The organism is Trueperaceae bacterium, assembly GCA_036381595.1.
Classification (GTDB): Bacteria; Deinococcota; Deinococci; order Deinococcales; family Trueperaceae; genus DASVCN01.
In genome coordinates, this window is record DASVCN010000004.1 from 21,724 (window position 1) to 46,506 (window position 24,783).

The 24,783-nt window shown below is 65.6% G+C and carries 21 protein-coding genes, 1 tRNA gene and 1 rRNA gene; 9 read left to right on the forward strand and 14 right to left on the reverse strand.

All coding sequences use genetic code 11. The features are described 5' to 3' along the window. Positions 1-55 precede the first annotated feature (55 nt). The 6 genes from VF168_00895 to VF168_00920 form a co-directional block, all read right to left on the reverse strand. The gene (locus VF168_00895; GenBank protein HEX7002730.1) at positions 56-1,030 is read right to left on the reverse strand and encodes a PstS family phosphate ABC transporter substrate-binding protein; all 975 of its coding nucleotides are present in this window, start codon (positions 1,028-1,030) and stop codon (positions 56-58) included. 144 nt (positions 1,031-1,174) lie between these two features. Continuing rightward, positions 1,175-1,543 (reverse strand): P-II family nitrogen regulator, encoded by a 369-nt coding sequence (locus VF168_00900; GenBank protein HEX7002731.1) that lies wholly within the window; start codon positions 1,541-1,543, stop codon positions 1,175-1,177. Next, the gene (locus VF168_00905; GenBank protein HEX7002732.1) at positions 1,540-2,949 is read right to left on the reverse strand and encodes an ammonium transporter; all 1,410 of its coding nucleotides are present in this window, start codon (positions 2,947-2,949) and stop codon (positions 1,540-1,542) included. Before VF168_00905 ends, VF168_00900 begins: the two co-directional genes overlap by 4 nt. A 228-nt stretch (positions 2,950-3,177) precedes the next feature. After that, positions 3,178-3,636, reverse strand: coding sequence for a hypothetical protein (locus VF168_00910; GenBank protein HEX7002733.1), 459 nt, complete (start codon positions 3,634-3,636; stop codon positions 3,178-3,180). 28 nt (positions 3,637-3,664) lie between these two features. Continuing rightward, entirely contained in the window at positions 3,665-5,116 is a 1,452-nt protein-coding gene (locus tag VF168_00915) for a glycoside hydrolase family 13 protein (GenBank protein HEX7002734.1), read from the reverse strand. A 118-nt stretch (positions 5,117-5,234) separates the two neighbouring features. After that, positions 5,235-5,924: a cyclic nucleotide-binding domain-containing protein gene (locus tag VF168_00920; GenBank protein ID HEX7002735.1), complete on the reverse strand. Its 690-nt coding sequence runs from the start codon at positions 5,922-5,924 to the stop codon at positions 5,235-5,237. A 207-nt stretch (positions 5,925-6,131) separates the two neighbouring features. Here VF168_00920 and VF168_00925 point away from each other — a divergent pair, with 207 nt between their 5' ends. Then, the gene (locus VF168_00925) at positions 6,132-7,337 is read left to right on the forward strand and encodes a DUF4397 domain-containing protein (protein ID HEX7002736.1); all 1,206 of its coding nucleotides are present in this window, start codon (positions 6,132-6,134) and stop codon (positions 7,335-7,337) included. A 246-nt stretch (positions 7,338-7,583) separates the two neighbouring features. Here VF168_00925 and lysS read toward each other — a convergent pair whose 3' ends face one another. The 5 genes from lysS to VF168_00950 form a co-directional block, all read right to left on the reverse strand. Continuing rightward, the gene (gene lysS, locus VF168_00930) at positions 7,584-9,071 is read right to left on the reverse strand and encodes a lysine--tRNA ligase (GenBank protein ID HEX7002737.1); all 1,488 of its coding nucleotides are present in this window, start codon (positions 9,069-9,071) and stop codon (positions 7,584-7,586) included. Between the two features lie 80 nt (positions 9,072-9,151). After that, entirely contained in the window at positions 9,152-9,622 is a 471-nt protein-coding gene (locus tag VF168_00935; GenBank protein HEX7002738.1) for a GreA/GreB family elongation factor, read from the reverse strand. A 226-nt stretch (positions 9,623-9,848) separates the two neighbouring features. After that, a complete protein-coding gene (proX, locus tag VF168_00940; GenBank protein ID HEX7002739.1) occupies positions 9,849-10,880 on the reverse strand; it encodes a glycine betaine/L-proline ABC transporter substrate-binding protein ProX in 1,032 nt (343 codons plus the stop codon). Positions 10,881-11,067: 187 nt separating this feature from the next. Next, the gene (locus tag VF168_00945) at positions 11,068-11,931 is read right to left on the reverse strand and encodes a proline/glycine betaine ABC transporter permease (protein ID HEX7002740.1); all 864 of its coding nucleotides are present in this window, start codon (positions 11,929-11,931) and stop codon (positions 11,068-11,070) included. Next, positions 11,928-13,181, reverse strand: coding sequence for a glycine betaine/L-proline ABC transporter ATP-binding protein (locus tag VF168_00950; GenBank protein HEX7002741.1), 1,254 nt, complete (start codon positions 13,179-13,181; stop codon positions 11,928-11,930). The genes VF168_00945 and VF168_00950 overlap by 4 nt, the downstream gene beginning before the upstream one ends. A gap of 720 nt (positions 13,182-13,901) precedes the next feature. Between VF168_00950 and VF168_00955 the strand changes: the two genes are divergently transcribed. From VF168_00955 to VF168_00990, 8 genes are all read left to right on the forward strand, one after another. Continuing rightward, positions 13,902-14,948 (forward strand): ABC transporter substrate-binding protein, encoded by a 1,047-nt coding sequence (locus VF168_00955; GenBank protein ID HEX7002742.1) that lies wholly within the window; start codon positions 13,902-13,904, stop codon positions 14,946-14,948. A 79-nt stretch (positions 14,949-15,027) separates the two neighbouring features. Continuing rightward, positions 15,028-15,912: a proline/glycine betaine ABC transporter permease gene (locus VF168_00960; GenBank protein HEX7002743.1), complete on the forward strand. Its 885-nt coding sequence runs from the start codon at positions 15,028-15,030 to the stop codon at positions 15,910-15,912. A gap of 4 nt (positions 15,913-15,916) precedes the next feature. Next, positions 15,917-17,149 (forward strand): glycine betaine/L-proline ABC transporter ATP-binding protein, encoded by a 1,233-nt coding sequence (locus tag VF168_00965; GenBank protein ID HEX7002744.1) that lies wholly within the window; start codon positions 15,917-15,919, stop codon positions 17,147-17,149. Positions 17,150-17,229: 80 nt separating this feature from the next. Continuing rightward, positions 17,230-19,059, forward strand: coding sequence for a transglycosylase SLT domain-containing protein (locus VF168_00970; protein ID HEX7002745.1), 1,830 nt, complete (start codon positions 17,230-17,232; stop codon positions 19,057-19,059). Positions 19,060-19,115: 56 nt separating this feature from the next. Continuing rightward, positions 19,116-22,574: a BTAD domain-containing putative transcriptional regulator gene (locus tag VF168_00975; GenBank protein HEX7002746.1), complete on the forward strand. Its 3,459-nt coding sequence runs from the start codon at positions 19,116-19,118 to the stop codon at positions 22,572-22,574. An 84-nt stretch (positions 22,575-22,658) separates the two neighbouring features. Continuing rightward, positions 22,659-23,198, forward strand: coding sequence for an OsmC family protein (locus VF168_00980; protein ID HEX7002747.1), 540 nt, complete (start codon positions 22,659-22,661; stop codon positions 23,196-23,198). A gap of 52 nt (positions 23,199-23,250) precedes the next feature. Further along, positions 23,251-23,502 carry a DUF4242 domain-containing protein gene (locus VF168_00985; GenBank protein ID HEX7002748.1) on the forward strand — a complete coding sequence of 84 codons (252 nt, stop codon included), beginning with the start codon at positions 23,251-23,253 and terminating at the stop codon, positions 23,500-23,502. An 80-nt stretch (positions 23,503-23,582) separates the two neighbouring features. Then, complete coding sequence (locus VF168_00990; GenBank protein HEX7002749.1) at positions 23,583-24,071, forward strand: cupin domain-containing protein; 489 nt, start codon at positions 23,583-23,585, stop codon at positions 24,069-24,071. Positions 24,072-24,142: 71 nt separating this feature from the next. Here the strand turns inward: VF168_00990 and VF168_00995 are convergent, their stop codons facing one another. The 3 genes from VF168_00995 to rrf form a co-directional block, all read right to left on the reverse strand. After that, positions 24,143-24,349 carry a hypothetical protein gene (locus tag VF168_00995; protein HEX7002750.1) on the reverse strand — a complete coding sequence of 69 codons (207 nt, stop codon included), beginning with the start codon at positions 24,347-24,349 and terminating at the stop codon, positions 24,143-24,145. A 185-nt stretch (positions 24,350-24,534) separates the two neighbouring features. Then, positions 24,535-24,610 (reverse strand) — tRNA-Gly (locus VF168_01000). A 42-nt stretch (positions 24,611-24,652) separates the two neighbouring features. Continuing rightward, positions 24,653-24,769 (reverse strand): 5S ribosomal RNA (gene rrf, locus VF168_01005). Between the last annotated feature and the right edge of the window lie 14 nt (positions 24,770-24,783).

The window sequence follows — 24,783 nt, forward strand, 5'->3', positions numbered from 1 at the left end:
GGAACAACCTATCGCAGTCTCGTTGAGCGCACTACGCGATGAGCCGACGCGAGCGTCAGCCCCCGTTGGAACGCACCGCTTCGAGGACGCTGTCGCCCGGTTCGAACTCGAGGAAGGCGCTGCCGGTGACCCCGTTCCGGATCCGCTGTTCGGCGGCTCCGTAGATCTCCTCGGGGTAGGCGAGATACCCGGTGTCGGCGATGAGCGGCTGAGCGTCGGGCGACACGCTGAACAGGGCGAAGTCGCGCAGCGTCTCGTCGTTCGCGAGCCTCTCTGCGTTGAAGTAGAGGAAGAGCGGGCGCGATAGCGGCGAGTAGGTGTTGCTGGCGATAGTTTCCGGGCTCGGCTCTACGCAGCCTTCGCCTGAGTCGATCCCCAGCACCTTCAGCCGATCCTGGTTCTCCGCGTAATAGGCGTAGCCGAAGAAGCCCATGGCGCCGGCGTCTCCAGCTACACCCTGGACCAGAACGTTGTCGTCCTCACTCGGGAAGAAGTCGGTGCGGATGGCGCCGCTATCCCCGTTGACAGCCTCGGTGAAGTAGTCGAAGGTTCCCGAATCGGTTCCGGCGCCGTAGAGGATTATCTCGCGATCGGGCCACTCGGGACGCACGTCCTGCCAGGTTTCGACCGTAGAGTCGGGACGCCAGATCTGGTGCAGCTCCTCGAGCGTCAGGCATGTAGCCCAGTCGTTCCGGGGGTTCACCACGACCGAGAGGCCGTCTGCAGCCACCGGCAGTTCGACGAACTCGATTCCGTTCGCGGCGCACAACTCTATCTCGCCCTGTTTGATGGGCCGGCTGGCGCCGGAAACGTCCGTCTCCCCCCGGCAGAACTTCTCGAATCCGGCGCCGGTGCCGGAGAAGGCGACGGTGATCCGGGCGCGGGGGTTGAGGATCTGGAACTCTTCTGCCAGCGCCAGGCTGATCGGATAGACGGTCGAGGAACCGTCGACCCGGACCTCCTGGGCCGATGCCCCGCCGAACAGAAGGGCTCCAACGATGACCGACACGAACATTATCGACCTCATCATCTGCGGTTCGACCTCCGCAACAAGACTAGAGGGCAGATGTCATGGTTTTGTCAGCCGTCAGCCGCTTCCTGCCGAGAACGGCCGCGCTCTGCCTGATGGGCACGAAGCGCGGCCGGTAAGTGCGAAAAGCGAGAGGTCAGCTGATCAGGCCGGGCTCGCCACCTTCGCAACGGGCGTTACAGCGGCCTCGTCCTCCTCGCCGGTGCGGATCCGGTAGACCTTCTCGAGCGGCGTCACGAACACCTTGCCATCACCGACCTCGCCGGTGCGGGCCGAGCGAAGCAGCGCCTCGACCGCCCTCTCGACATACGGCTCGGTCAGGGCGATGTCGAGTCGCAGCTTCTCGGCAAGCTCCATCTTCACGGTAGTACCGCGGTATGTCTGGACCGTCTCGGCCTCGCCGCCGTGGCCGCGAACCGGGGTGACGGTTATCCCCTCGATGTCGGCCTCGAAGAGCGCTTTGAGCACGGCGTCGAGCTTCTCCTTGCGGATCACGGCGGTGACCAGCTTCATGCCCGGCCACCCAGCGCCCGAGTGGCGGTCCCGGCGATCTCGGCGGCCTTGCTCGAGCTGACCACCGGTATCAGCAGGGCCCCTTCGCCGTCGCTGTACCCCTCCTCGCCATGGAGAGGAATGTCGAGGCCGACCGCTTCCTGCCCGTCCTCGGTCCGGAGCGGAACCACCAGCGAGACGGCTGCGGCGATCAGCAACGTACCCGAGGCACTGAAGACGATGGAGATGACTACGCCAAGGGCCTGGGTTGCGAGCTGGGCCAACCCGCCCTCGACCGGAGAACCCCAGGCGACCGAGGCGAAGAGGCCGGTGAGGAGGGCGCCGGTTATACCCCCTACGCCGTGGGCGGCGAAGACGTCGAGCGAGTCGTCGACTCGACTCCTGGCGCGCCAACCTATGGCCAGGTAGCAGGGCAGAGCCGCTGCCGCGCCGGTGAGGACGGCGGCCATCGGGCTCATGACCCCGGCTCCCGGGGTGATCGCGACCAGCCCAACGACGATCGCGGTGGCGAGGCCGACCGCGGTGACCTTGCCGGTCCGGAAGGTGTCGAGAAGCATCCAGGCGACCAGGGTCGCGGCCGGCGCGAGCAGGGTGTTGAGGAACGCCAGGGCTGCGTATCCGTCGGCCGCGTAGGCGCTGCCGCCGTTGAAGCCGAACCAGCCGAACCAGAGGATGCCGGCGCCGATGAGCGCCAAGGGGATCTGGTGGGGGAGCATCGCGCGCAGTCCGTAGTCACGCCTCTTACCGACGAGGAGCGCGAGCACCAGGGCGCTCACAGCCGCATTCACGTGCACTACCGTGCCCCCGGCGAAATCGATCACGCTTCGCCCGAACAGGTCGTCGAAGATCCCCCCGCCCCACGCCCAGTGGGCCAGAGGGGCGTAGACGAGCACGCTCCAGAGAGCGATGAAGATCGTGTAGGCCGAGAAACTCATCCGCTCCACCACCGCCCCGGAGACGAGGGCAGCGGCTACGATCGCGAATCCTCCCTGGAAGGCGACGTCGAGTACGGCCGGTACCCCTTCGCCGGCCAGACCGATCCCACTCAGGAAGAAGTGGGCGGGTCCGCCAAGGAACGTGCTCCCTGGGGCGTAAGCGATGCTGTAACCGAAGAAGACCCAGCCGAGCGCGACGATCCCGAGGCACACGAAGCTCATCATCATCGTGTTGAGCACGTTCTTCCGGCGCACCAGCCCCCCGTAGAAGAGGGCGAGACCGGTGACCATGAAGAGTACGAGGCCGGCCGAGACGAGCAGCCAACCGGTCGTGGCCGGGTCCGGTGCTGCGGTCGGTCCCTGTACAGGTGTCGCCTCGGGCTGTGCGGCCGCCGCGGCGAGGAAGGGCAGCAGGAGCGCGGCTGCGACCCGAGGGAGTGAGCGAGTCTTCGTCCACATAGACCGATCCATCTGGCACCTCCAGCCGACCCGCGAGCGTACGCCGGCGTTGACGAAACGTAGCACGTGAAAGTGTCATCTGGCAACCATCGCTTGTACGCCGTGTCCAAGTAGCCGCTCTACCGTGCCAGCTGTTACGCACGGAGTGGACAGAGGTCTCCCTCGCTAGGCACACAGCAAGGAGGCCGAGCTGCTCGCTCGGCCTCCGTGACGATGCGGCTACCGCCGCGTAGATCGTGTCTAGTCGCCCTTCTGGCGCCGCCCCCGCTCTATCACGGCCGCCACGTCGGCAGGCCGCCAGCCCGGCGGTTTCAACTGCTTCCCGTCGGCGCGCTTGGGCCCGTCGGTCTTGCGCATGTTCGCCCTGTGTACCTCGTCGAACACCTCGTCGGCGTCGATCCCGAACCAGACGAGCGCTCCATAGGTCACGTAGAGCAGGTCCACCAGCTCGTGCGCAACCTGGGTGAAGCGGTCCTCGAGCTCGGCGGCCGACGCCTCGGCGAGCCGGGAGAGCGCTTCCATCACCTCGGCGTTCTCCTCCTCTATCAGTTTCCGCCGCAGGGCCAGGAGCTCGGGGCTCGGATAGCTGGGCGCCCGGGGCGGCGATTCTCCGATAGCTTCATGGAAGCGGCGAACGCGTTCGGCGTTGCTGGAGGGGCGATCGGTGACGGCCCCTGCTCGTTCTCGGTTGCTGCTCATCCGGCCATTCTAGCCGCCAGTCGCCTAGTTACCCGCGGGCCAGATAGAGCGTTCCCCGTCGCGGCGGCACGTCGAAGCCGTGCAGGCGGCGTCCCTCCACGCTCAGTCTCAGACCGCCCAGCGGGTCGTGGTACTCACCCGCGAGCCCGTCACTGCTCAGCGAGATGTCCAGGGGCAGCTGCTTCTCCCCCCTGTTGAGCGCGACGATGGCCCTGTCGCCACCCTCGCGCCGAGCGAAGATGAGGAGATCGCCCTGGGCGTGCAGAACCTCGAAGGAGCCGTTGCGGAGGGCGACGTGCTCGTGCCGCAGGTGGATCAACGACTTCACGTACTCTCGTAGGGCAGTATCCCAGGCGTCCTCCCGGTCCCACGGGATCGTCCCCCGGCAGTACGGGTCGTGACCGCCCTCCAGGCCTATCTCGTCCCCGTAGTAGATGCAGGGTGCGCCGGGGAAGGTGAGCAGCAGCAGGAACGCCATCCTCAAGGCGTTCTTGTCGTTGCACACGACCGTGAGCGCGCGAGGCGTGTCGTGAGAGCCGATCAGGTTCAGCTGCGCGTTGGTCGTTTCGCGCCGGTGGCGCTCCAGCAGGGAGGTCACCTCCCGCGCGAAACCCGCCGCGTCGAGCCCATCGATCGCCACGTAACCGCACTTGGCTATCTCTGACCGGTTCAGATCGGTGGCGACGAGACCGAACACGGCGCGGGTGAACGGGTAGTTCATGACGGCGTCGAACTGATCGCCCTGCAACCAACGATCGGCCTCGGTCCAGATCTCACCCACCAGGTAGCACTCGGGGTTGACGGCCCGACAGCGCCTGCGGAACTCCTGCCAGAAGCCGTCGTCATCGATCTCGTTGGGCACGTCGAGACGCCAGCCGTCTATCCCCAGGCGCAACCAGTGCTCGGCGACTCCCCACAGGTACTCGCGCACCGCCGGGTTCGAGGTATTGAACTTCGGCAACGCGGGCAGGTTCCACCAGGCGTCGTAACCCAACGGGCCGCCGCCGTAGGCGTTCAGCGGGAAGCGCCGAACGTGGAACCAGTCGAGGTAGGGGCTGTCTGGCCCGTTCTCGAGGATGTCGGAGAAGCGGAAGAAGCCGCGGCTGGCGTGGTTGAAGACACCGTCGAGGACGACTCTCATGTTCCTCTCGTGGGCCTCGCGGATGAGCTCCTCCAGCGCGCGGTTACCGCCGAGCAGCGGATCTACTCGGAAGTAGTCGTGGGTGTGATAGCGGTGGTTGGAGGCGCTCTGGAACACCGGGGTGAAGTAGAGGGCGTTCACGCCGAGTTCGCTCAGCAGATCGAGCCGTTCGCTCACCCCCAACAGGTCGCCCCCCTTATAGCCGTGCACGGTGGGTTCCGACGTCCACGGTTCGAGCCGCTCCGGCTTGGAGAGGCGCTCGCTTCGAGCGAAACGGTCGGGGAAGATCTGGTAGAAGACGGCGTCCTGCACCCAGGACGGCGGAGACGAAAACGACATGACGACCATTCTAGTCACGGTCCGCTGGCGCGCGGCCGTCATTTCCCACTGAGCGCCCGGCCGTTACGAAGCGGCGGCCGACCCCCTGGAGAGCCGGCCGCCTTCCGGTGCTCAGGCTTCAGGCCAAGGCCCCTGGCCCTCCCATCAGGGCCCCTTCCGGGTCCCCGAGGCGTCGCAGCGAGCGCAGGTCGCTGATCGAGATGCAACGGTAGCCGGTATCGATGATCCCGTCGTGCCGCATGTCGGCCAACTCCTTCGAGACGCTCTCGCGGGTGCTTGCCGTACCTTCGGCGATCAACTCGTGTGAGGCGCATATGCGCCAGGAGCCGTCCTCGGCCTTCTCCGCCAACGGCGTTCGGATCAGCTTGCAGAGGTAACGTGCGATCCGCTCGCGCAGGTACCCGACCTGGAAGTCGTACTCGTCGTTGAGTAGACGCTTCGTCTGGGCGACGAGCGAGTGGACGACGCCGAGTACGTTCACACCCTGCAGTTCACGGGCATCGAACGCCTCGACCACCGCCTCGGTAGCGGCCTCGGCGTCGGCGAACCGGCTGGCCCCGATGAAGACCTCCTCTCCGAAGAGGTCGCCGGGCAGCACGTGCCGCAGGGTCACGCTGCGTCCGTCGGGCTTGATGCGCATGAGCCGGATCAGTCCGCTCTCTACACGATAGAACGACTCAGGCACGTCCCCTTCGTGGAAGAGCGGTTGCCTCGCTGCCAGCCTGAGCTGGCGGCACTTGTCTTCGTGGAACCCCTCCGCCGTGTGCAGCTGCCTGACGCCTTCCCTCTGTAGTACGTAGTCGGACATGCTAGCTGCCTCCCCCCGTTTGTCCCGCTGCCCCCACCGTGCTTTCCGGGCCGATGAGAAGGGCTCGATTCCGATGTGAAGGATTCCGCCCAGGAGGGGAAAAGTGACCGGACGCCCAGTGTGAGAATAGTAACGAAAGCCCATGTGCCTGCGCCCTCTCCGGTTTATGTTTCTCCTGCCGTACGACGGCAGGGGGAGGTAGTTGCAATGGAAGTAGCCAAGAGATTCAGTCTCGTGCTGCTCCTCGCGCTGGGAGCGGCGTTCGGGGCGGCACAAGGAGTCGGTCAACCGGTAGAACCGGCGACTCCGGCACCCGAGATGGCACCGGCGCCGGAGATCCCCGACGTCGCCTGGGTGCGCCTCGCTCACTTCTCGCCGAACGCCCCGGAGTTGACGGTCACGTTCACGCCCACGGATGAGGAGACGGCGGCGGGGTTCAGCGGTGACCAGTTCCCGTCGATCGACTATAAGACCTTCACCGAGTACGTCGAGATCCCGGCGGGTAACTACACCGTCAGCGCGCAGGGGGTAGAGGGCACCGTGGAGGAGGAGTTCAGCTTCGCCCGCGGCTCCTACTACACACTGGCGACGATGGGACTGGTGCTTCCGGCCGACGTGCAGGCCGAACAGCAGCAGGAAGGTGAAGGGGAGGATGGCGACGGCGGCGGATTCGTCGGGTTCTTCCAGAACCTCTTCGGTGAGGGCGACGAGAACCGCGACCGGCTGGCACTTCAGTTCCAGCTCATCGAGGATGACCTGACGCGGGTCCCGAACGAGGGCGAAACCCTGGTGCGCGTGGTTCACGCTGCTCCTGGTACCGAACCGGTGGCCCTGGCGGTCGAGGGCGAGCAGGGCACGCTCGTGAGCGACGTCGAGTTCGGCGAGGCAAGCCGCTACGCCTCGTACGAAGGCACCGTAGAGGACCTCGAGGTGCGGCTCGCGGGCTCCCGCGCCGCCGCCTTCACGCTCGACAGCGTGAACCTCGAATCGGGCAACCTCAACACCGTCTACGTGGTGGGCACTCCGGTCGAGGAGGCCCCCCTCGCGATCATGGGCTCGAGCATCGCTCCGGTTGAAGCCGGCGCTCCGGCAGGCGAGGACGTCGCCGCGCAGACGCAGCAGGCCGGCGAGACAGCCGGTGGCGGCGCGGCCGAGGAGGATGCTGCCGAAGGGGATGCGGCCGAAGAGGAGGGTGCCGAGGGCGCTGCTCAGGAGGGCGCTAACGAAGAGCAGCCCGCCGAGGAGCCGGCACAACCGGCCGACGAGGGCGCTGCCGGCGAAGAACAGGCCGGCGAGCAGGCCGGCGAAGCTACCGAAGAGCAGCCTGCCGAGGAGCCAGCGACGGAGGAGCCAGCTCCCGAGGAGCCGGCCGAACAGCCCGCTACGGAAGAGCCCGCAGAACAGGCTCAGTAAGCGCTTACTCTAGTCGAGAGCGGGGCGGCCATCGGCCGCCCCGCTTCTCTTCGTGTTCTCAGGATTGCCAGCTGCTAGGGACGAACAAAAGAAAAAGCTTTGAGAATCGCTCCGCCGGGGGGGCAGCGGGGTGCGGAGGTTCCTCAAAGCTTGAGAACATTATGCACAAGCCGTGAGAAGATTGCAAGAGGTAGCGGGACGTGAGTGCAAGCGATTACAGCAGGCGCCGGGCGCCCCTCCTACGATTCACCCCTGTTCGGGTCGCAGTAGCGGGAAGAGGATAACGTCGCGGATGCTGGGCGCGTCAGCGAGCAGCATCGCAAGCCTGTCGATGCCCAGACCCAGCCCGCCCGTGGGCGGCATGCCGTACTCCAGGGCAGCCAGGAAGTCCTCGTCCACCCGGTGCGCCTCCTCGTCTCCCCCTTCGCGCAACCTCTGCTGCAACTCGAACCTCTCTCGTTGATCGAGCGGGTCGTTGAGCTCGCTGAAGGCGTTACCCAGCTCCATTCCCACCGCCACCGGCTCGAACCGCTCCACCAGGCCGGGACGCGAGCGGTGATCCTTGGCCAGTGGGCTTATCGCTCTCGGATGATCCATCACGAAGGTGGGCTGGACGAGGTGCGGCTCGAGGTAGATGTCGTAGAGCTTGTCGTAGATCTGGTTGAGCGGTTGCCGGGCCAGGGCCTCTTCCCCCTGACCGGGATGCTCACGAGCGACCCAGGCACGCAGCTTCTCCTCGTCCAACAGGTCGAAGTCGATGCCCGCTCGTTCGGCGAGCGCCGAGGTGTAATCGACCCGCGGCCAAGGCGGGGTGAAATCGAGTTCCTGCCCCTGATACTCGATCACCTTCGATCCGCTCAGGCTCTCGACCAGCCGGGAGTACATCTGCTCGACCAGCTCGAGGATGTCGAGGTAGTCGCGCCCTGCCCAGTAGAGCTCGAGCATCGTGTACTCCGGGTTGTGCTTGTAGGAGATGCCCTCGTTGCGGAAGTTGCGACCGATCTCGTAGACCGCCTCGAAGCCGCCCACGATGAGCCTCTTGAGGTAGAGCTCCAGCGAGATGCGCAGGTGGAAGTCGAAGTCGAGCGCGTTGTGGTGGGTGATGAAGGGCCTCGCCTCGGCGCCCCCGGGAACGGCCTGCAGGACCGGCGTCTCCACCTCGATGAAACCGAGGTCGTCGAGGTAGCGGCGGATGTACGAGATCGCTTTGGAGCGAAGTTCGAACGCCCGACGCACTTCGGGATTGACCATCAGGTCGAGGTGGCGCTGGCGGTACCTGCGCTCCTTGTCGGAGAGCCCGTGGAACTTGTCCGGCAGAGGCCTCAGTGACTTCACCAGCGGGCGGAAGTCGGTCGCCTTGACCGTCAGTTCGCCCGTCCTGGTAACGAAGAGAGTGCCGCGCACCTCCAGCCAATCGCCCAGGTCGATCTTCTTCAGGGTCCTGTATTTCTCGAGCTCGTCGCGCTGGAAGTAGGCCTGGATGTTGCCGGTCGGGTCGGCCAGGGTGATGAAGGTAACCTTGCCCATGCCCCTGATGGTCATGGCCCGGCCCGCTACCGTAACCTCCTCGTCCCAGGCCTCGCCCGGTTGGGCGCCCTCGTAGCGCTGCTGCAGCTCTGCCGCCTTGTCACTCACCCGGTAGCTGTACGGGAACCGCTCGAAGCCCTCCTCGGCCAATCTCTCGAGGTTCTCTAGTCGCTGCTGCCGCTGTTCCTGAAGGGACTTCTCCGACATGACTCAACAGTCTAAGCGACGGACGCACGAAAAATGGGCGGGTAGCCCGAAGACGACCCGCCCACGAGACAGCGCTGGCTTCAGCTGATCGACATCAGGGTGTACTCGTTGCGCCGGTTGTTGATGACGACCTCGACGGTATCCCCCGGCTTGCGCCCCATCAGCGCCTGGCCCAGCGGAGACTCGTCGCTTACCTTGGGGATGTCTCCCTCGAGGACACCGGCCTCGATCGGCGAGACCAGCTGAACCTCGAACGCCTCCTTCGAAGCGGTGTCCTGGAGGGTGATGACAGCACCCAGGTCCACCTTGTCCACCTCGTGGGCGGCGATGATCTCGGCCCTGTTCAGCTGATCCTCGAGGTTGTCGATGCGCATCTCGAGGCGGGCCTTCTCGCGCTTGGCCTCCTCGAGCCCGGAATCGTCGTAGTCGTCCGAGGAGCCGGTCAGCTCGCGGAGGATCCGCGTGGCCTCCTCGAGGCGAACGTACTCCTGTTCCAACTGCGTCTTCAGTCGGTCATACCCTTCCTGTGTGAGGCGGACCTGCCTTGCCATGATCTCCTCCTGCCGGTATACATGCTTGCCCCGACCGGTACCGGTGGAGGCGAGCCCGTTTGGCTAGTTGACGTTGGCATTTTAGCCCATTTCCGGCGACGGAGACTGTCGCCAGCAACGTCCTCCCGCACGTTCCGGTTCCGGAACGAGGGGAGGGGTCCGTGCGGACCCCTCCCCTCGACGTGCCGGCGCGGGCCCAAGCCCTCCGGCGGAAGCTGCTTCCAGCTCAGTTGGCAGCCGAACGGGCGGCTTCCAGCCAACTGTCCACAGACTCCTGGTTGGCAGCGATCCACTCCTCGGCGATCGCGGTGATGTCGCTGGCGCTGTCCTCGCCTTCGCGTATCCGCACCGTCATCTCGGTGATGTCCTCGAGCGGGATCTCGATCTGCCGGAAGAGCTCGTGCGCCGCCGGGTTCTCCTCGAGGAACTCGTTGTTCGCAACCGCGCTGATGTCGCTGACGACGAAGCCCAGATCGATCGGGTCGGTAACGGCATTGGGGAAGCCCGAGAGGGTCATGAACTCCTCGAGGCCCTCCTGCGCCGGGGTCGGGTTGATCTCGGGAACGTTGATCCAGAGGACGTCTTCACCGGGAACGAGCTCGTGGGTGGTGAAGTTCGGCGTCCAGGTGTAGTAGAGAACAGGTTCGCCCGCTTCGTAACGCGCCACTACGTCGGCGAACATCGCCGGATAGCCTGCGGTGATGGCGTTCACATGGTCGTGCAGGTCGTAGGCGTCCATGTGGTGACTGATGATGACCTCGCAGCCCCAGCCTGGCGGGCAGGCGCCCAGATCGGCCTTGCCGTCGCCGTTGGCGTCGAACGCCTCTTTCACCTCGGGTCGCTTGAAGTCCTCGAGCGAGGTGATGTCGTACTTCTCGATCGACTCTATATCGACCAGGTAGCCCTGGAGCGCCCCTGCTTCGACGATCGTGCCGACGATCGAGGCGTTCTCGTCGAAGTTGGGGGGGAGTTGGGCGTAGTGACCAGGGAACCAGCCGTTGGCCCAGTAGTCGACGTCGCCCTGCGCGACGGCCTGGTAGAAGATCGGGTTGGATACGGACTGAGCTTCGTTGACGTCGTAGCCCAGCTCTTCGAGCAGTAGCCTGAAGATGGCCTCGACCGGCAGAGCCGACTGCCAGGTGGCGACGGCGGGCTGCACCTCGACGCCTTCTCCGGGCATCTCCTGATTCTGAGCCGAAGCGGCGCCAGCAAGTGCGATAGACGCGGCCAGGATCGAAACGAGCAGAGATCTCTTCATTCTTGCCTCCAATTCGGACGGACGTAGTTGCGGTCGCTTCTGCCACCGGCACGGATGACACGAAAACCAACATGAGCGTTAGGAGCGCATATTGATTGCGTGGCTAAACCCTAACGCGACTCCCGTGTGGGGCGTGCAAGCCCGATTACAAAGGGAGCCTGGATCACAATCTGCTGCCGCAGCGCCGTCAGCTCGCCCTCCGCCTCTCCGGGGGCTTGCCCAGCCCCTGGGTGATGCGGTCGAGAACGATGGCCAACAGGACGATACCGAGTCCTCCGATCCCCGCCAGCCCGACGTTGAGCGTGTTCAGCCCGCGGAAAACAGGATTGCCCAGGCCCCCTGCCCCGATGAGGGCGGCGATGACCACCATCGACAGCGACAACATGATGGTCTGGTTCAATCCCGCCATGATCGTAGGCATGGCCAGCGGCATCTGGACCTTCCAGAGGATCTGGTTGGAGGTGGACCCGAAGGCGGTAGCCGCCTCGATGGCATCCTCCTGCACCTGCTGGATCCCCAGTGCCGTCAGCCGGATGAGTGGTGGCATGGCGAAGACGATCGTGGCGATGACTCCCGCCACGGTACCGATGCTGAACAGCATCACCACCGGCACCAGGTAGACGAACGCCGGGGTGGTCTGCATGACATCGAGGATCGGCCTCACGAACGACGCCACCGCTTCGCTGCGGGCCGAGAGTATCCCCACGGGGACGCCCACGACCACGCAGAAGACGACGGCACTTATGACCATGGCGAGGGTGGTCATGGTATCGCCCCAGAGGCCCAGGAAACCGACCAGGGCGAGCGACACGGCGGTGAAGAGCGCGACCCGCCAACCCGCTGTACGCCACGCCAGCAGAGCGAAGATCACCAACATCACCAGTGGCGGCACCCAGTGGAGCACTACGTTCACTCCGTCGAGCGTCCACTCGATAGGCAGCTTCATCGTCTGGAACTCATCTCGGAAGTTGGTTACCAACCAGTCGACGGCTCCCTGTATCCAGTCGTCGAGCGGGATCAATCGCTCATCGAAGATGTTCAGGATGTTCATCTGACAACCCTCTCCGTCATGTTCTGCTTCGGCGCCGACTCCTTCACGGGAGCCCGCTTGTCAAGGATCCCCTGCACCAGTTCGCGCTCGCCGACCACCCCGATGAGACGTTCTCCCTCTACTACCAGGGTCGGCAGAGTCGTGTAGGTACGGCCGTGGAGGATCTCCCGCAAGGTCGCGTCCGGACGACAGACCAACGCCTTCGACTGGGAACGCACTTCCGGCATAGGCTCCTGCAGCACCTCATCCAGTCGCCGCAACTCGGCCCGCTTCCCGCCGTTCTCGACTCCGAGGAGCGTTCCGTCACCCGAGACCGAGATGCGGACGCTCGGGAAGCCCTTCCTCGCGTACGCCGCCACTCGGTCATCAGCGGAGACCTGTTCGAATCGCGGCCCCGGCAAGGGCTGAGCTACGGTGGCGGCCGTGATGACACCCGTCGAGTCGGCGTGCTCGACGAAGTCGGCCACGTACTTGGTGCGCGGGTTCACGATGATCTCCTCGGGCGCCCCCACCTGCACGATCCGGCCGGCTTCCATGATCGCGATATGCGACCCCAGACGCAGTGCCTCGTCGAGGTCGTGGGTGATGAAGAGCATCGTCCTATGAAGCTCCTCCTGGATCCTCAGCAACTCGTCCTGCATGTCGACCTTGATCAGCGGATCGAGAGCACTGAACGGCTCGTCCATCAGCAGCAGCGGCGCCCTGGTCGCCAGCGCGCGACCAAGCCCGACCCGCTGCTGCATGCCGCCGGAGAGCTCGTCCGGGTAGCTGGCGCCCCAGCCGCTCAGGCCCACCAGGTCCAGTATCTCGCCGGCCGCCCGGCGGCGTTCCTCGACCGGGACCCCCTGCACCTCGAGGCCGTAGGCGACGTTGTCGAGAACGTCCCTGTGGGGGAAGAGGCCGAAGCGCTGGAAGACCATGCTCATGTGTTGCTTGCGCACCTCGCGCAGGCCCGCCGCGTCCAGGGCCGTCACGTCTAACTCTCCGTCTTCGGTCTGCAGCACGATCCTTCCCGAAGTGGGCTCGATGAGCCTGTTGACGCACCGAAGGAGAGTTGACTTGCCGCTGCCCGAAAGCCCCATGATGACGAAGATCTCGCCCCGCTCGAGTCCGAAGCTCACGTCCTGGACGCCCACCACCTGGCCCGTCAGCTCGTGGATCTCGTCCTTGCCCTTGCCCTGCTGGAGCAGCTCAAGAGCCTCCTCCGGCCTGTCGCCGAAGACTTTGTAGACACTCTCGGCTCGTATCAATTCTGGACCTACTCTCTAGATCGAACCGGAACGAACGGCGGCCCGCGCGCCGACTGTTACGGCGCGGCCACCGGCATCGTTCCATCTGCACCTGCGAAAGACCGCCGTGCAGCGCTCTTTGGTCAGTTACCTTAGCAGGCCAGGCAACCCGATAGCCAAGGCGCGCCCACCATCTGCAGCTACACCCCCCTCCCACCGACTACAGGAAAAGCGTGCTGGACTCTATTCCAACACGCCACGAGGTCGGGTATACGGGTACGGGCGGCCGGGCCGCGACTCCACCATGTATAATGCACGCTGCTCGGGAAGAGAGGCCGGCACGTCGCCAGCGCCCTCGGGCAATCTGGCACCGAAAGTTGGAGCAGGTGTCACGCTCACGCGGCGAGGCAGGGTCCGCAGTCGCTACTCGAGTCGGGTTACGGCCGCACCGCTTCCTACCGGTCATGGCGTTCGCTGGTTCCGAGCGCCACTTGGGTTGAGCGAGTGGTTGCCGGCTGAGGAGACCTTTCACCGGTCAGGCGAAGCCGAAGGCGCCGAGAGCCTTCACGCCTCCCAGCGAGGGGCCCCGAGCAGCGATCGGCCAGGGGGACCGGACTAGGCGTGGGCAGTGCAGCGGGACGGTTCCGAGGCCCGAGAAGACGAGCGGCTGCCGGCGTATCGCCGGTGACGGCCGCAAGCAGCGGCCGAGTCGAAGTTCTGGACCATGACGAAGGAGATCGGATGAAGATCGAACTACGACAGAGATTCGCCAAGTTGGTCGGAGCGGCACTCCTGGCGGTGACGCTGGCGGCCGGAGGAACCGCGCTGGCGCAGGATTGCGGTGGATACCGCGACCAGATCGTCCTCGCCGAAGGTGACTGGGACAGCGTGCTAGTGCACAACGCCATCGCCAGTTTCATACTGGAGGAGGGGTTCGGCTGCGATACGCGTGCGATTCCCGGCTCCACCATCCCCACCCAGCAGGGCATGATCCGCGGCGACATCGACCTCATCATGGAGGTCTGGATGGACAACCTCCCGGACTTCACGCAGGAGGCGTTGGACAACGGTCAGATAGTCAACCTGGGCGTCAACTTCGGAGACGGCCAGCAGGGCTTCTTCGTCCCGCGCTACGTGATCGAGGGTGACGCCGAGCGTGGCATCGAACCGATAGCACCGGACCTGCGCACGGTCGAGCAGATCGCGCAGTACGCCCACCACTTCCGTGACCCGGAACAGCCCGAAAAGGGCCGCTTCTTCAACTGCATCATCGGGTGGGTGTGTGAGGAGATCAACACCGCCAAACTGGAAGCTTACGGGCTGAGCGACGATTTCACGAACTTCCGACCGGGAACTGGCGCGGCGCTGGCCGCTTCTATCGAGCGCGCCTACGTCCAGGGGGAGCCCTGGTTCGGCTACTACTGGGGACCGACCTGGGTGCTCGGCAAATACGACATGGTGCAGCTCGAGGAACCCGACTACACCGAGGAGTGCTGGAACCAGTTGATGAGCCACCTCGATAACCCGGAGACGGCCTGCGCCTATCCGCCGTCGGTCGTCAACATAATGGTCAACTCCGAGTTCGCCGAGAACGCTCCCGCGGCCGTGATCGAGTTCCTGGAGTCGTACGAGACCACGAGCCAGCAGGTCAGCGACCTGCTCTCCTACATGCAGGAGAACGATTCGCTTCCTCGGGACGCCGCCATGCAGTTCCTGGAGTCGGAAACCGACACCTGGACCTCCTGGCTGCCCGACGAAGTGGCCCAGCGCGTGATGGAAGCGCTCTGAGGCCGTCCCATCCAGAACCGTGCCGAGGGCGGCCCGAGTGGCCACCCTCGGCGAACCGGAACCGAGAGGTGGATGAGCGATGCTCGAATTCCTGACTGCTTCGTTCCCGGAAAGCTGGCGGATACCCCTGCGAGGTTGGACCAACGATGCGGTCGACTGGCTGGTACTCCAGTACGGCGACCTGTTCAGGGCGGTGAGCGATGCGCTCCTCTACGTCCTGGTCCGTGCGGAGGACGTCCTCAACTGGTTGCCCTGGTGGCTCGTCGTCCTCCTCGTTGTCGTGCTCGTCTGGCACGCCTTCGGCAGGCGTATCGTACCGGCCCTGGTCATGGGCGGACTGATGGTGCTGGTAGGCAGCTTCGGCCTCTGGGAGCAGATGATGACGACTCTGGCCCTGATGATCATCGCCACCGTCATCACCATCGTCATCGGCATCCCGATCGGCATCCTGATGTCACGAAGCGACCTCGTCAGGGCCGGCCTCAAGCCGATCCTCGACGGCATGCAGACGATGCCCAGCTTCGTCTACCTGGTGCCGGTGGTGATCTTCTTCGGCCTGGGCAACGTCGCTGCCATCTTCGCGACCTTCGTATACGCCGTTCCGCCGGTCATCCGGCTCACCGACCTGGGGATAAGGCTGGTGGACAAGGAGGTGATCGAGGCCTCCCGTTCCTTCGGCGCGAACCCGGGCCAGACCCTCGTGGAGGTCCAGTTGCCGCTGGCTCTGCCCAACATCATGGCCGGGATCAACCAGACGATCATGATGGCTCTCGCCATGGTCGTGGTCGCCTCGATGATCGGCGCGAGGGGCCTGGGCCAGGAAGTTCTGCGGGGCCTGCAGAGAGGCGACGTGGGCTACGGCCTCGAGGCAGGTCTGGCCATCGTGATCCTTGCCGTGATCATCGACCGGGTGACGCAAGGCTACAGCCGTCGTTACGACTACACGGCGCAACACGCGGAGTGACCTGATGTCGAAAATCTCTGTCCGCAACCTCTACAAGATATTCGGCAAGCGGCCCGACGAGGCGCTTCGGAAGGTCAGGAACGGCCTCGGAAAGCAGGAGCTGCTCAAACGGACCGGCCACACCCTGGGGCTCGAAGACGTCTCCCTCGAGATAGAAGCCGGCGAAACCTTCGTGGTGATGGGGCTCTCGGGGAGCGGGAAGTCGACCCTGATCCGCTGCCTGAACCGTCTGATCGAACCGACCGCCGGTGAGATCCTGGTCGACGGTGAGGACATCGTGGGCCTGCCACCCCGCGAGATGCAACGCCTTCGCCGCGAGAAGATGGCGATGGTCTTCCAGCACTTCGCGCTACTCCCGCACCGGAACGTGATCGAGAACGTCGCCTACGGCCTCAAGCTGCAGGGACTCGACCGGAGCGAACGCTGGAAGCAAGCGCGTCACTGGATCGAGGTAGTCGGCCTGAAGGGGTACGAGAAGTCGCGCCCGAGGGCGCTCTCGGGTGGGATGCAGCAGCGGGTGGGATTGGCGAGGGCCTTGGCCACCGACCCCCAGATCCTCCTCATGGACGAGGCCTTCAGCGCCCTCGACCCCCTCATCCGCCGCGAGATGCAGGATGAGCTGATCCGCCTCCAGGGCGAGCTCCACAAGACGATCGTGTTCATCACCCACGACCTCGACGAGGCGCTCCGTCTGGGCGACAGGGTCGCGATCCTCAAGGCGGGGCGCGTAGTGCAGGTGGGAACGCCCGAGGAGATCCTCACCCGACCGGCGGACGACTACGTCGAAGCGTTCGTCCGCAACGTCGATCGCAGCCGGGTGCTCACGGCTCGCCTGGCGATGGAGGAGGGCCTGCGGACGACGGTGTCGGCGAGCCCCACCAGCCTGGTGCCGGCAGTGACCGAGGACCCCTGGCAGACCGCCTACGTTACCGCTGCGGACGGCAGGTACCTCGGCATAGTAGGGATCGAGGCGCTTCGCCAGGGCGCGCGGCGGGGCGATCCCGACCTGCGCGGCCTGATAACCGAGAGCGCGCCCACCGTTCGTCAGAACTCCTCGCTCAACGACGTCTTCGCCGTAGCAGCCGCCAGCCCGGTGCCGATAGCGGTGCTCGACGCCGAGGGGCGCCTCAGGGGGGTACTCACTCACCACGCTCTGCTCGCCGCCCTCACCAGAGATGAGGACGAGGTGGCGGTTACGCCCGCCGACGCCCGGGCGGAACCTACCCGCAGCGAGTAGCCGCACCGGGCCATGCCCGGTATCTCACATCTGGCGACTTCTCAACAATTCGAGGCTGGTTCCCCCTAGGCTGTTGATACATGAAGCGACACCTTCCGGCGGCAGCCCTCATCGTTGTCGCTCTTACGGCAGCCTGGCTCGGGAACGCACTTCTCGCCGACGTGACCACGGTAGGCGGCGGCTCCGAGCCCCACACCCGCAGCACTCTCCCCAACCCATACGACTCCCCCCTCCTGGCCGGTTACGACACTTATCGGGCAGCGCTGATGCGGGACGATCCCCGACCGCTCATGACGCTCGCCCTCTCCGACGACAGCTACCTGGCATACCGGTCGGCGATGGCACTCGCGCAGTGGCCGGAACTCGGCCCGGCGACACGTTTCCGCTTCTACTCGCGAGCAGCGCAGCTGCGGATCGACGATCCCCTCGCCAGGGAGGAGAACCGCGAATTCCGCCTCGGCCTCGGAGCTGTGGCGGAGGCCGCCGGGTTCCGTGAAGAAGCCATCGCCGCATACGAGGCGGCATTGCCGCACGAGGTGGCTGTCGAAGCGCTCGAGCGGCTCGAAGAGAACCCCTATGCCCTGTCGAACTACTACTTCGGGGCGCGGCTCTACCAGGAGGCGCTTGACGCGCTGGGCGACCTGGCCGCTCCCTCCATCGAGGCTCCCTCCTATCAGCGACTCGGTGAGCATCAGAGAGCGCTCGACGCCTACGAACGCTGGCTCGAACTGGAGCCCGGCAACGCGGACGCCCTCTACGGGCGGGCCTGGTCGCACTTCTACCTCGGGAACATGGAGAGGGCCTACGAGCTGTTCAGTCAACTATCCGGCTCGAGCAGCCTCTACGCCCGTGCCCTCATCGAACGGCGTCAGGGGGACCTCGACGCAGCGGTGAGCCTCATGCAGCGGACGAACCAGGCGAGCAGGATGTGGCTGGCCTCCTCCTGGCTGGAGGCCGAGGGGCGTTACCGTGACGCCCTGCCCATCTACCTCGAGCTGGCCCGCGCGGGCTCGGACTACGCCGACGACTCGGCTTACCGGGCCCTGACTCTCGCGAAGCGGCTGGGAGAGAGCGACATCGCCGAACAGGCCCGCGCCCTCATACCCGACGGATCGTTCTTCGACCTTAGGCTGGGGGGCGCTCCCCGGTTGCCGGAGCGCGATACTCTGCCCACGGTCGAACTCCCGGTGATGGAACTCGCCGCGGAACTGGCCAGGGTTGCCGATTACGAAGCAGCGATCGGCGAACTGGTGTTCGCGCTGCGCGACGCCGACAGTGAAGCCGAAGCGATCGCTCTCGCCGAGACCCTCCAGGCGTACGGCGAGTTCCGCCAGAGCCAGCGCGCTGCGCTGCGGTATATCAGCGCTGGTAGCACAGAGATTCGGACCTGGCTGGTAGCCTATCCCCGCGCTTACAGGAGCGTGGTCGTCGAGCAGGCGAGCAGGCAGGGACTCGAACCCGAGCTCGTCTGGGCGATCATGAGGCAGGAGTCGGCTTTCTACCCTCAGGCGGTCTCCGTGTCGAACGCGGGCGGGCTCATGCAGGTGGTCCCCAGCACCTGGAACTGGCTGGCCGAACTGCAGAACGAGCAACCGCAGGACCGCTTCGATCCTGCAGCCAACATCCGCTACGGGACCTACTACCTGGGGTGGCTGATGGACTACCACGACGGCGACCTTGAGCTGGTCGTCCCCTCGTACAACCGCGGGCAGGGCTACATCAGGCGACTGTTCGAGAGCGAGGCCGTCGCGGGTGACAAGAGCGACTTCTTCCGTGAGATAGACGCACTGGAGACCCGAGAGTACATGCAGCGAGTGATGGTCAACTACGCCACCTATCGGGCCCTTTATGGCGAGCCGGGGCTGTTCGCCACCGCTCCCGGGGAGAGTGACGACGAAGTAGTGCGCTAATTCGCGCCTCCGTTCACCCTCCCGAGCCCGATAAGCGGGTTGTATGCTCGAACGGAGTGAAGAGCAGAGGCGGGAACGAGTCCTCATCCGAGGGCGTCCGGATCTACCTGCTCGGTCGGTTCGAGGTCGAGTGGCGGGGCCGCTCACTGGCCGGCTCCCGATGGACCAGACAGAAGGCAGCTTCGCTGCTCCAACGACTCGCGCGGGAGCGGCGGCTCCACAAGGAGCAGGTCATCGAGGAGTTCTGGCCCCAGGCCGACCTCGGTTCCGGCAACAACAACTTCCACCAGACACTCCACCTGTTGCGCCGGACCCTCGACGACGCCCTGGGGCCGGGCTGCGCAGACGCCACCTTCGATTTCAGGGCCGGTCTGCTGCAGCTACGGGAAACGGTCACGGTCGACGCAGACGAGTTCGAGGAGTCGGCACGGTCGGCGCGCAGCCCCGCTGAACTCGACGCCGCACTCGCGCTCTACCGCGGCGAACTCCTGCCTGCCGAGCGCTACGCCGAGTGGACCCAGCAACCTCGCGAACTGCTCCATGCGCTCTACCGCCAGACGGCCTGGAGGAAGGGCGCCCTGATCGCCGCCGAGGGCCGCTACGACGCGGCCGTAGCCATCCTGCTCCCGCTCCTCGCCGAGGAACCTGCAGACGAGCGGACGCACCGGGAGCTGATGCGGCTCTACGCCGCCTCCGGACGGCGCCACGAGGCGTTGCGGCAGTACCAGTCGTGCCGTGAGGCGTTGGCGGCGGAGTTGGGTGTGGAGCCATCTGCGGAGACCGTCGAGTTGTACGAGCGGCTGGTACTCGGCGAGCGGCTGGTACTCGGCGAGCCGCTGCCGGGGCGAGGCGAGGCAGGAGCCATCGACGGCGTTCCGCGGGCAGGGAACTACTTCGGTTCCGGGCCACTGCCATCCAGCGACGACAGTGTGCCCTTCGTAGGCCGGGACGACGAACTGGCGCGGCTCCTCTCCAGGACGGCTGACGCACGCGGTGGCGTGACGCTGATCGATGGGGAGGCTGGCGTAGGTAAGACGCGACTGGCGAACGAGTTGATCGGCGAACGGGCGAAGGCGGGTTCGCCCGTGCTGCGGGGAAGCGCCTACGAACTGGAGGGGCAGGCGTCATACCACTGCTTCGAAGAGGCCTTCGACGACTTCATCGAGCGCTCCCGCTCCGGTCTCGAGAACCCGCTCAGCTCCTATCGCCCGCTCGGCGTGAGCGACCCGCAGCAGGAGCACTCGGCCCTCTTCCGTTCGGTGCTCGACTTCCTGAGTAGCCTCTCCCGCTCGGCCCCCGCCCTCCTGGTGGTGGACGATCTGCACTCGGCCGACGAGTCGAGCCTGGCGCTCTTCCACTACCTGGCGCGCAACTTCCACAGGGCAGGCATCCACCTGATCGGCACCTACCGCAGCGAGACGAGGCCCAGTCTCCTGCCGTTCAACCGCCTCCTCCACTCCCTCTACCGCGAGGGCCTCGCCGAAACGGTCGCCGTTCTACCGCTCGCCACCGAGGAGAGCAGGCGGTTGATCGCGACCGAGTGGGGCGTCGAGCCCGACGAAGCCGTCGCCGCGCGGATCTACGACGCGGCCGAGGGGAATCCCTTCTTCACCCTGGAGATGGCGCGGGCGATGAGTTCGGGAGGCACCTCCGACCGGCTGAGCGTGCCCGACCACCTCCTGCAGATGGTCCGCGATCGGGTCCTCCGCCTTGGCGATGGGAGCGAAGCGATTCTCTCCGCCGCGGCTGTACTGGGCCGCGAGTTCCGCTTCCGGATCCTCCGCCGCATGCTCGCCGAGGAGGACGACCGGATCCTCACCGTGCTCGACAGCGCGATCTCCGCGCTGCTGCTCGACGACACCGGCGAAGGGTACAGGTTCAGACACTCGCTCATCAGGCGATCCCTCTACGACGCCTTGAGCAGTGCCAGGCGACGCTGGCTTCACGGTCGGGCGGCGGCAGCGCTGAGGGAGGCTTACGGCGACTCGGCGTACACGCTGCGGCCGCACCTCGAGTCGATCGCCTTCCACTACCAGCGCAGCGAAGAGCGCCAGAGCGCGATTCCGTTCCTGCTCCAGGCGGGCGAGAAGGCCGCGTCGATCTACTCACTGGAGGAAGCGGACGACTACTTCAGGCAAGCGGAGGAGCTTCTGGACGAGTTCGGCATCGATGACCGGAGCCTCGGCTGGACGGTACACTTCGCGCGCGGCTGGTGGGGACTGATCCTCGCGCGAGGCAACTCGGCGGTGAGCAGTATCGAGCGGGCCTTGTCGCTGCCTCGCGACGAGGCCTGGGCGCCCACCCCGGAGGAGCTGGTCAGGGCACATAGGATCTCCGCGAGGTCCCTCATCACCGCCGGGAAGATGGCCCAGGCAGAGAGGCACCTCGCGGAGGCTGCTGCGCTTCTCACGGGAACTCCCTCGGTGGACGCCGCCGATTACCGCTACGACCTTGCCCTCTGGCAGTGGCACCGGGGCGAGGCCGAGGAGGCGCTGGAGACGGCCCGGACGAGCCTCGAGATCGCGGTGGAAGTCGGCGACGAGGGCGCGCAGGCCAGGGCCCTCGAGATGATCGCGCTGGCGGGACACTCGCTCGGGCATCCTCAGACGTGGCAGCGGGCAGAGAGCGGTCGCGCCGCCCTTCTCGGTCCCAATCGCGACGTCATCGAGCTGTTCGATATCCACCTCTGCCTGTGGGAGTACAGCCTTTTCGGGGAGATCGACTACGCCTCGATTCGGGAGCTGGTGGAGTCGACCTCCAGGCAGGCGAGGCGGATGGGTGCCGTGCGAGCCGACGCCCTGTGCCACTGCTTCCTCGGGGCCCTCGAGTTCCAGGCCGGGCGCTGGTCCCGGGCGGAAGCGGTCTTGAGGTCGGGCATCGAGATGTACAGGCGGATAGGTGCGGCTGCCGGTGAGGCCCACTGTTGCCACCGTCTCGCGATACTCGAAACCGCCCGCGGGGATCTGGACGAGGGCCTGGCCCTGCTCGAGGAAGGGATCGTCGCGGCGGAGCGCTCGCTGCTGCGCTCGCACTGCCTCACCCGGCTCTATTCGGTACTGATACGGAACAGGCTCGAGGCGAACGATCTGGCGGCCGCCGAGGATGCCTTGCAGGCCGCTCTCGTCGAGAGCGAGCGGCATGGCAACTGCAATACCTGCGACTCACTCCTCTGGCCCGAGGCGGTGAGCCTCCGCATCCGCCAGGGAGACCTGCCGGGCGCGGCGGAGTTCTGTGAGGAGTTGGCGGGCGCCTGCGAACGGCACGGTGGCGCCCTCTGGCAGGCGATGGTGGAGCGCAGCCGAGGAGAACTGGCGCTGGCAGCCGGACGCGCGAAGGAGGCGGCGGCCCACCTCGAGTCTGCCTGCAGCGGCTTCGAGGCCGTTGGGTTCGATTTCGCCCTCGCGCGCTCACTGGGTCAGCTTGCCGAGGCACGGACCGTCGCGGGTTCCCCGGACCTCGCAGGGAAGGCTCGGGAGCGGAGCGAACGGATCCTCGAGCGTCTGATCCGAGCCTGAACTCGCTGCATAAGGGGTACGTAAGAGCGAGATAAGTACGCCTGCCTAGCCTGATCCAGCAGGACCAGGAAAGGAGGCAGAGAGATGCAGATGAACGGGTTCGACCTCGAACGCTACCAGTCGACGGTGGCAGCCCTGAAGCAGCAACCGGAGGCGGCGAAGGTCACCTTCCGGGGTCGCTTCGACTGGGAGCAAGGCTTCGGAGGAACCGCTCGCTCTGTCGAGGTGGAACAGGCGGGAGAGCTGACTCCGCGCCCGTTCGTGTTCCGCTGCGACGTGCCGGTGGAGATGCTGGGCGACGACTCGGGATCGATGCCGGCCGAGCGGATGCTGTCGGCGCTGGCGCACTGCGTCGGGACGAGCTTCGCAGTACAGGCGACGAAGCACGGTGTCGACCTCCAGGCGCTGCAGGTGGAACTGACGGGCGAGGTGGACCTGTGCGGGTTCCTCGATCTCGGTTCGGCCCGCCCGGGGTTCTCGGGAATCGACGTCCGCGTGCTCGTGCGCACGAACGCTCCCGAGGCCGAGCTCGCCCGATTAGGACGGGACGCTGCCCGCTTCTCACCGATGTTCGACTCGCTGTCCAGGCCCGTGAGCATCGATCTGCAGGTCGAACGAGCCTGAATCCCGCGACCAGCCACGGAACGACCCCACCCTGCTTCAAAGGAGGAAGAGCATGCCCTTGTACATGGATGTCCACAGGAACATCGAAGGACTCACTGAAGATGCCGTCGCCGGCGCGCACCAGAAGGACCTGGAGATACAGCACAGGCACGGCGTGAACTACAAGCGTTACTGGTTCAACGAGGCGGAGGGGACGATCTTCTGCCTGGTGGAGGCGCCCAACAAGGAGGCCGCGAACCGGGTGCATCGAGAAGCCCACGGGCTCGTAGCCGACGAACTCGTCGAGGTGAAGGAAGCCGGTTAGGCGCCAGCAGGCGGTCCTCCGGGAATGCCCGGTGGACCACGATCGTCACAACCCGCCGTACCGACAGCGAAGGAGCTGAAATGATCGCAGCCAGCTGGAGAAGCCGAATTACTCTCGTGACCGTCCTGCTGCTGGTCCTCACCGGCGACCTCGCCTTCTCCCAGCAACCGGACGACCCGCTCGCCGGCTCCACCCCCGAAGTCCTGGGAAGCATGACGCCGGGACAGGGGAACGGGAACGCCCTGGTTTTCATGCGACTGACGATGGAACCTGGTGCCTCCATCCCGGCTCATCACCATCCCGGCGCAGTGGTTGTCGTCGTCCAGTCGGGGATCTTCGGTACCGAGTTCATCGAAGGCGAGGGAACGGTCGCACGCTACGGCGAGCAGGGGACCGAACTACTGACCGCAGGACACGAGATAACGATGGGCCCTGGCGACAGCCTCTCCTACGAGGGCGCGGTCCACACGATGAGGAATGACGGCCCGGGGGAACTCGTACTGCTGGTATCGGCCCTGCTGGATCCGGAGCAACCGGGATTCATCTTCATGAACGCTGCACAACAGTAGTCTCCTGCCGGTTCGACAGCAGCGGAGGGGCGATGCGGACAGCGTCGCCCCCTTCCCCGCCTGCTTCTGTATCAGGGCGCGACCGGTTCGACCGAGTAGGTGAGTTTCGGTCTGCTCGCTACGTAGGTCTGCCCAGCCTCGATGGCCTCAGCCTCCGTCATGAACAGGTGCGGCTCCTGCCCATCCATAATGAATTCGGGCTCGTCGTCGCCCCGCTCCTCGGCGAAGGCTGTCCCCTGAGGAACCAATCTGACGTAGTATCCCTGAGTCCGACTCATCCTGGCTGCCTCCTATACGGGTCCGATCGGCCCGCCGGAACCATGGATACCGGAGGAGATGCAGCGTCGCCGTGACCTGGGTCGCCGAAGACGACCCTGGGGGAGAGATAACAAGAGAAAGACCCCATCGTGAGACGGGATCGGGAACGGCTCGTAACTGGAGCAGATCTTCGGAGCGGAGTAGTTGGAGCGGGAGACGGGATTCGAACCCGCGACATCCACCTTGGCAAGGTGGTGCTCTACCAGCTGAGCTACTCCCGCAGGATGCCGGAGCCTAGACTCCGGGGATGCTCAAAATAATGTCCTTCGCGCTGTCCTACTCTTCCGGGAGGCTGCCCTCCTAGTACCATCGGCGCTGGCGTGCTTAACTTCCGAGTTCGGGATGGGATCGGGTGGGTCCACGCCGCTATGGGCACGAAGAACGTTCAGATATG

What these genes read in the sequence shown, in the direction of transcription:
- VF168_00895 (HEX7002730.1), bottom strand. Translation starts at nt 1,030, where the DNA reads ATGATGAGGTCGATAATGTTCGTGTCGGTCATCGTTGGAGCCCTTCTG.
- VF168_00900 (HEX7002731.1), bottom strand. Translation starts at nt 1,543, where the DNA reads ATGAAGCTGGTCACCGCCGTGATCCGCAAGGAGAAGCTCGACGCCGTG.
- VF168_00905 (HEX7002732.1), bottom strand. Translation starts at nt 2,949, where the DNA reads ATGGATCGGTCTATGTGGACGAAGACTCGCTCACTCCCTCGGGTCGCA.
- VF168_00910 (HEX7002733.1), bottom strand. Translation starts at nt 3,636, where the DNA reads ATGAGCAGCAACCGAGAACGAGCAGGGGCCGTCACCGATCGCCCCTCC.
- VF168_00915 (HEX7002734.1), bottom strand. Translation starts at nt 5,116, where the DNA reads ATGTCGTTTTCGTCTCCGCCGTCCTGGGTGCAGGACGCCGTCTTCTAC.
- VF168_00920 (HEX7002735.1), bottom strand. Translation starts at nt 5,924, where the DNA reads ATGTCCGACTACGTACTACAGAGGGAAGGCGTCAGGCAGCTGCACACG.
- VF168_00925 (HEX7002736.1), top strand. Translation starts at nt 6,132, where the DNA reads ATGGAAGTAGCCAAGAGATTCAGTCTCGTGCTGCTCCTCGCGCTGGGA.
- lysS (HEX7002737.1), bottom strand. Translation starts at nt 9,071, where the DNA reads ATGTCGGAGAAGTCCCTTCAGGAACAGCGGCAGCAGCGACTAGAGAAC.
- VF168_00935 (HEX7002738.1), bottom strand. Translation starts at nt 9,622, where the DNA reads ATGGCAAGGCAGGTCCGCCTCACACAGGAAGGGTATGACCGACTGAAG.
- proX (HEX7002739.1), bottom strand. Translation starts at nt 10,880, where the DNA reads ATGAAGAGATCTCTGCTCGTTTCGATCCTGGCCGCGTCTATCGCACTT.
- VF168_00945 (HEX7002740.1), bottom strand. Translation starts at nt 11,931, where the DNA reads ATGAACATCCTGAACATCTTCGATGAGCGATTGATCCCGCTCGACGAC.
- VF168_00955 (HEX7002742.1), top strand. Translation starts at nt 13,902, where the DNA reads ATGAAGATCGAACTACGACAGAGATTCGCCAAGTTGGTCGGAGCGGCA.
- VF168_00960 (HEX7002743.1), top strand. Translation starts at nt 15,028, where the DNA reads ATGCTCGAATTCCTGACTGCTTCGTTCCCGGAAAGCTGGCGGATACCC.
- VF168_00965 (HEX7002744.1), top strand. Translation starts at nt 15,917, where the DNA reads ATGTCGAAAATCTCTGTCCGCAACCTCTACAAGATATTCGGCAAGCGG.
- VF168_00970 (HEX7002745.1), top strand. Translation starts at nt 17,230, where the DNA reads ATGAAGCGACACCTTCCGGCGGCAGCCCTCATCGTTGTCGCTCTTACG.
- VF168_00980 (HEX7002747.1), top strand. Translation starts at nt 22,659, where the DNA reads ATGCAGATGAACGGGTTCGACCTCGAACGCTACCAGTCGACGGTGGCA.
- VF168_00985 (HEX7002748.1), top strand. Translation starts at nt 23,251, where the DNA reads ATGCCCTTGTACATGGATGTCCACAGGAACATCGAAGGACTCACTGAA.
- VF168_00990 (HEX7002749.1), top strand. Translation starts at nt 23,583, where the DNA reads ATGATCGCAGCCAGCTGGAGAAGCCGAATTACTCTCGTGACCGTCCTG.
- VF168_00995 (HEX7002750.1), bottom strand. Translation starts at nt 24,349, where the DNA reads ATGAGTCGGACTCAGGGATACTACGTCAGATTGGTTCCTCAGGGGACA.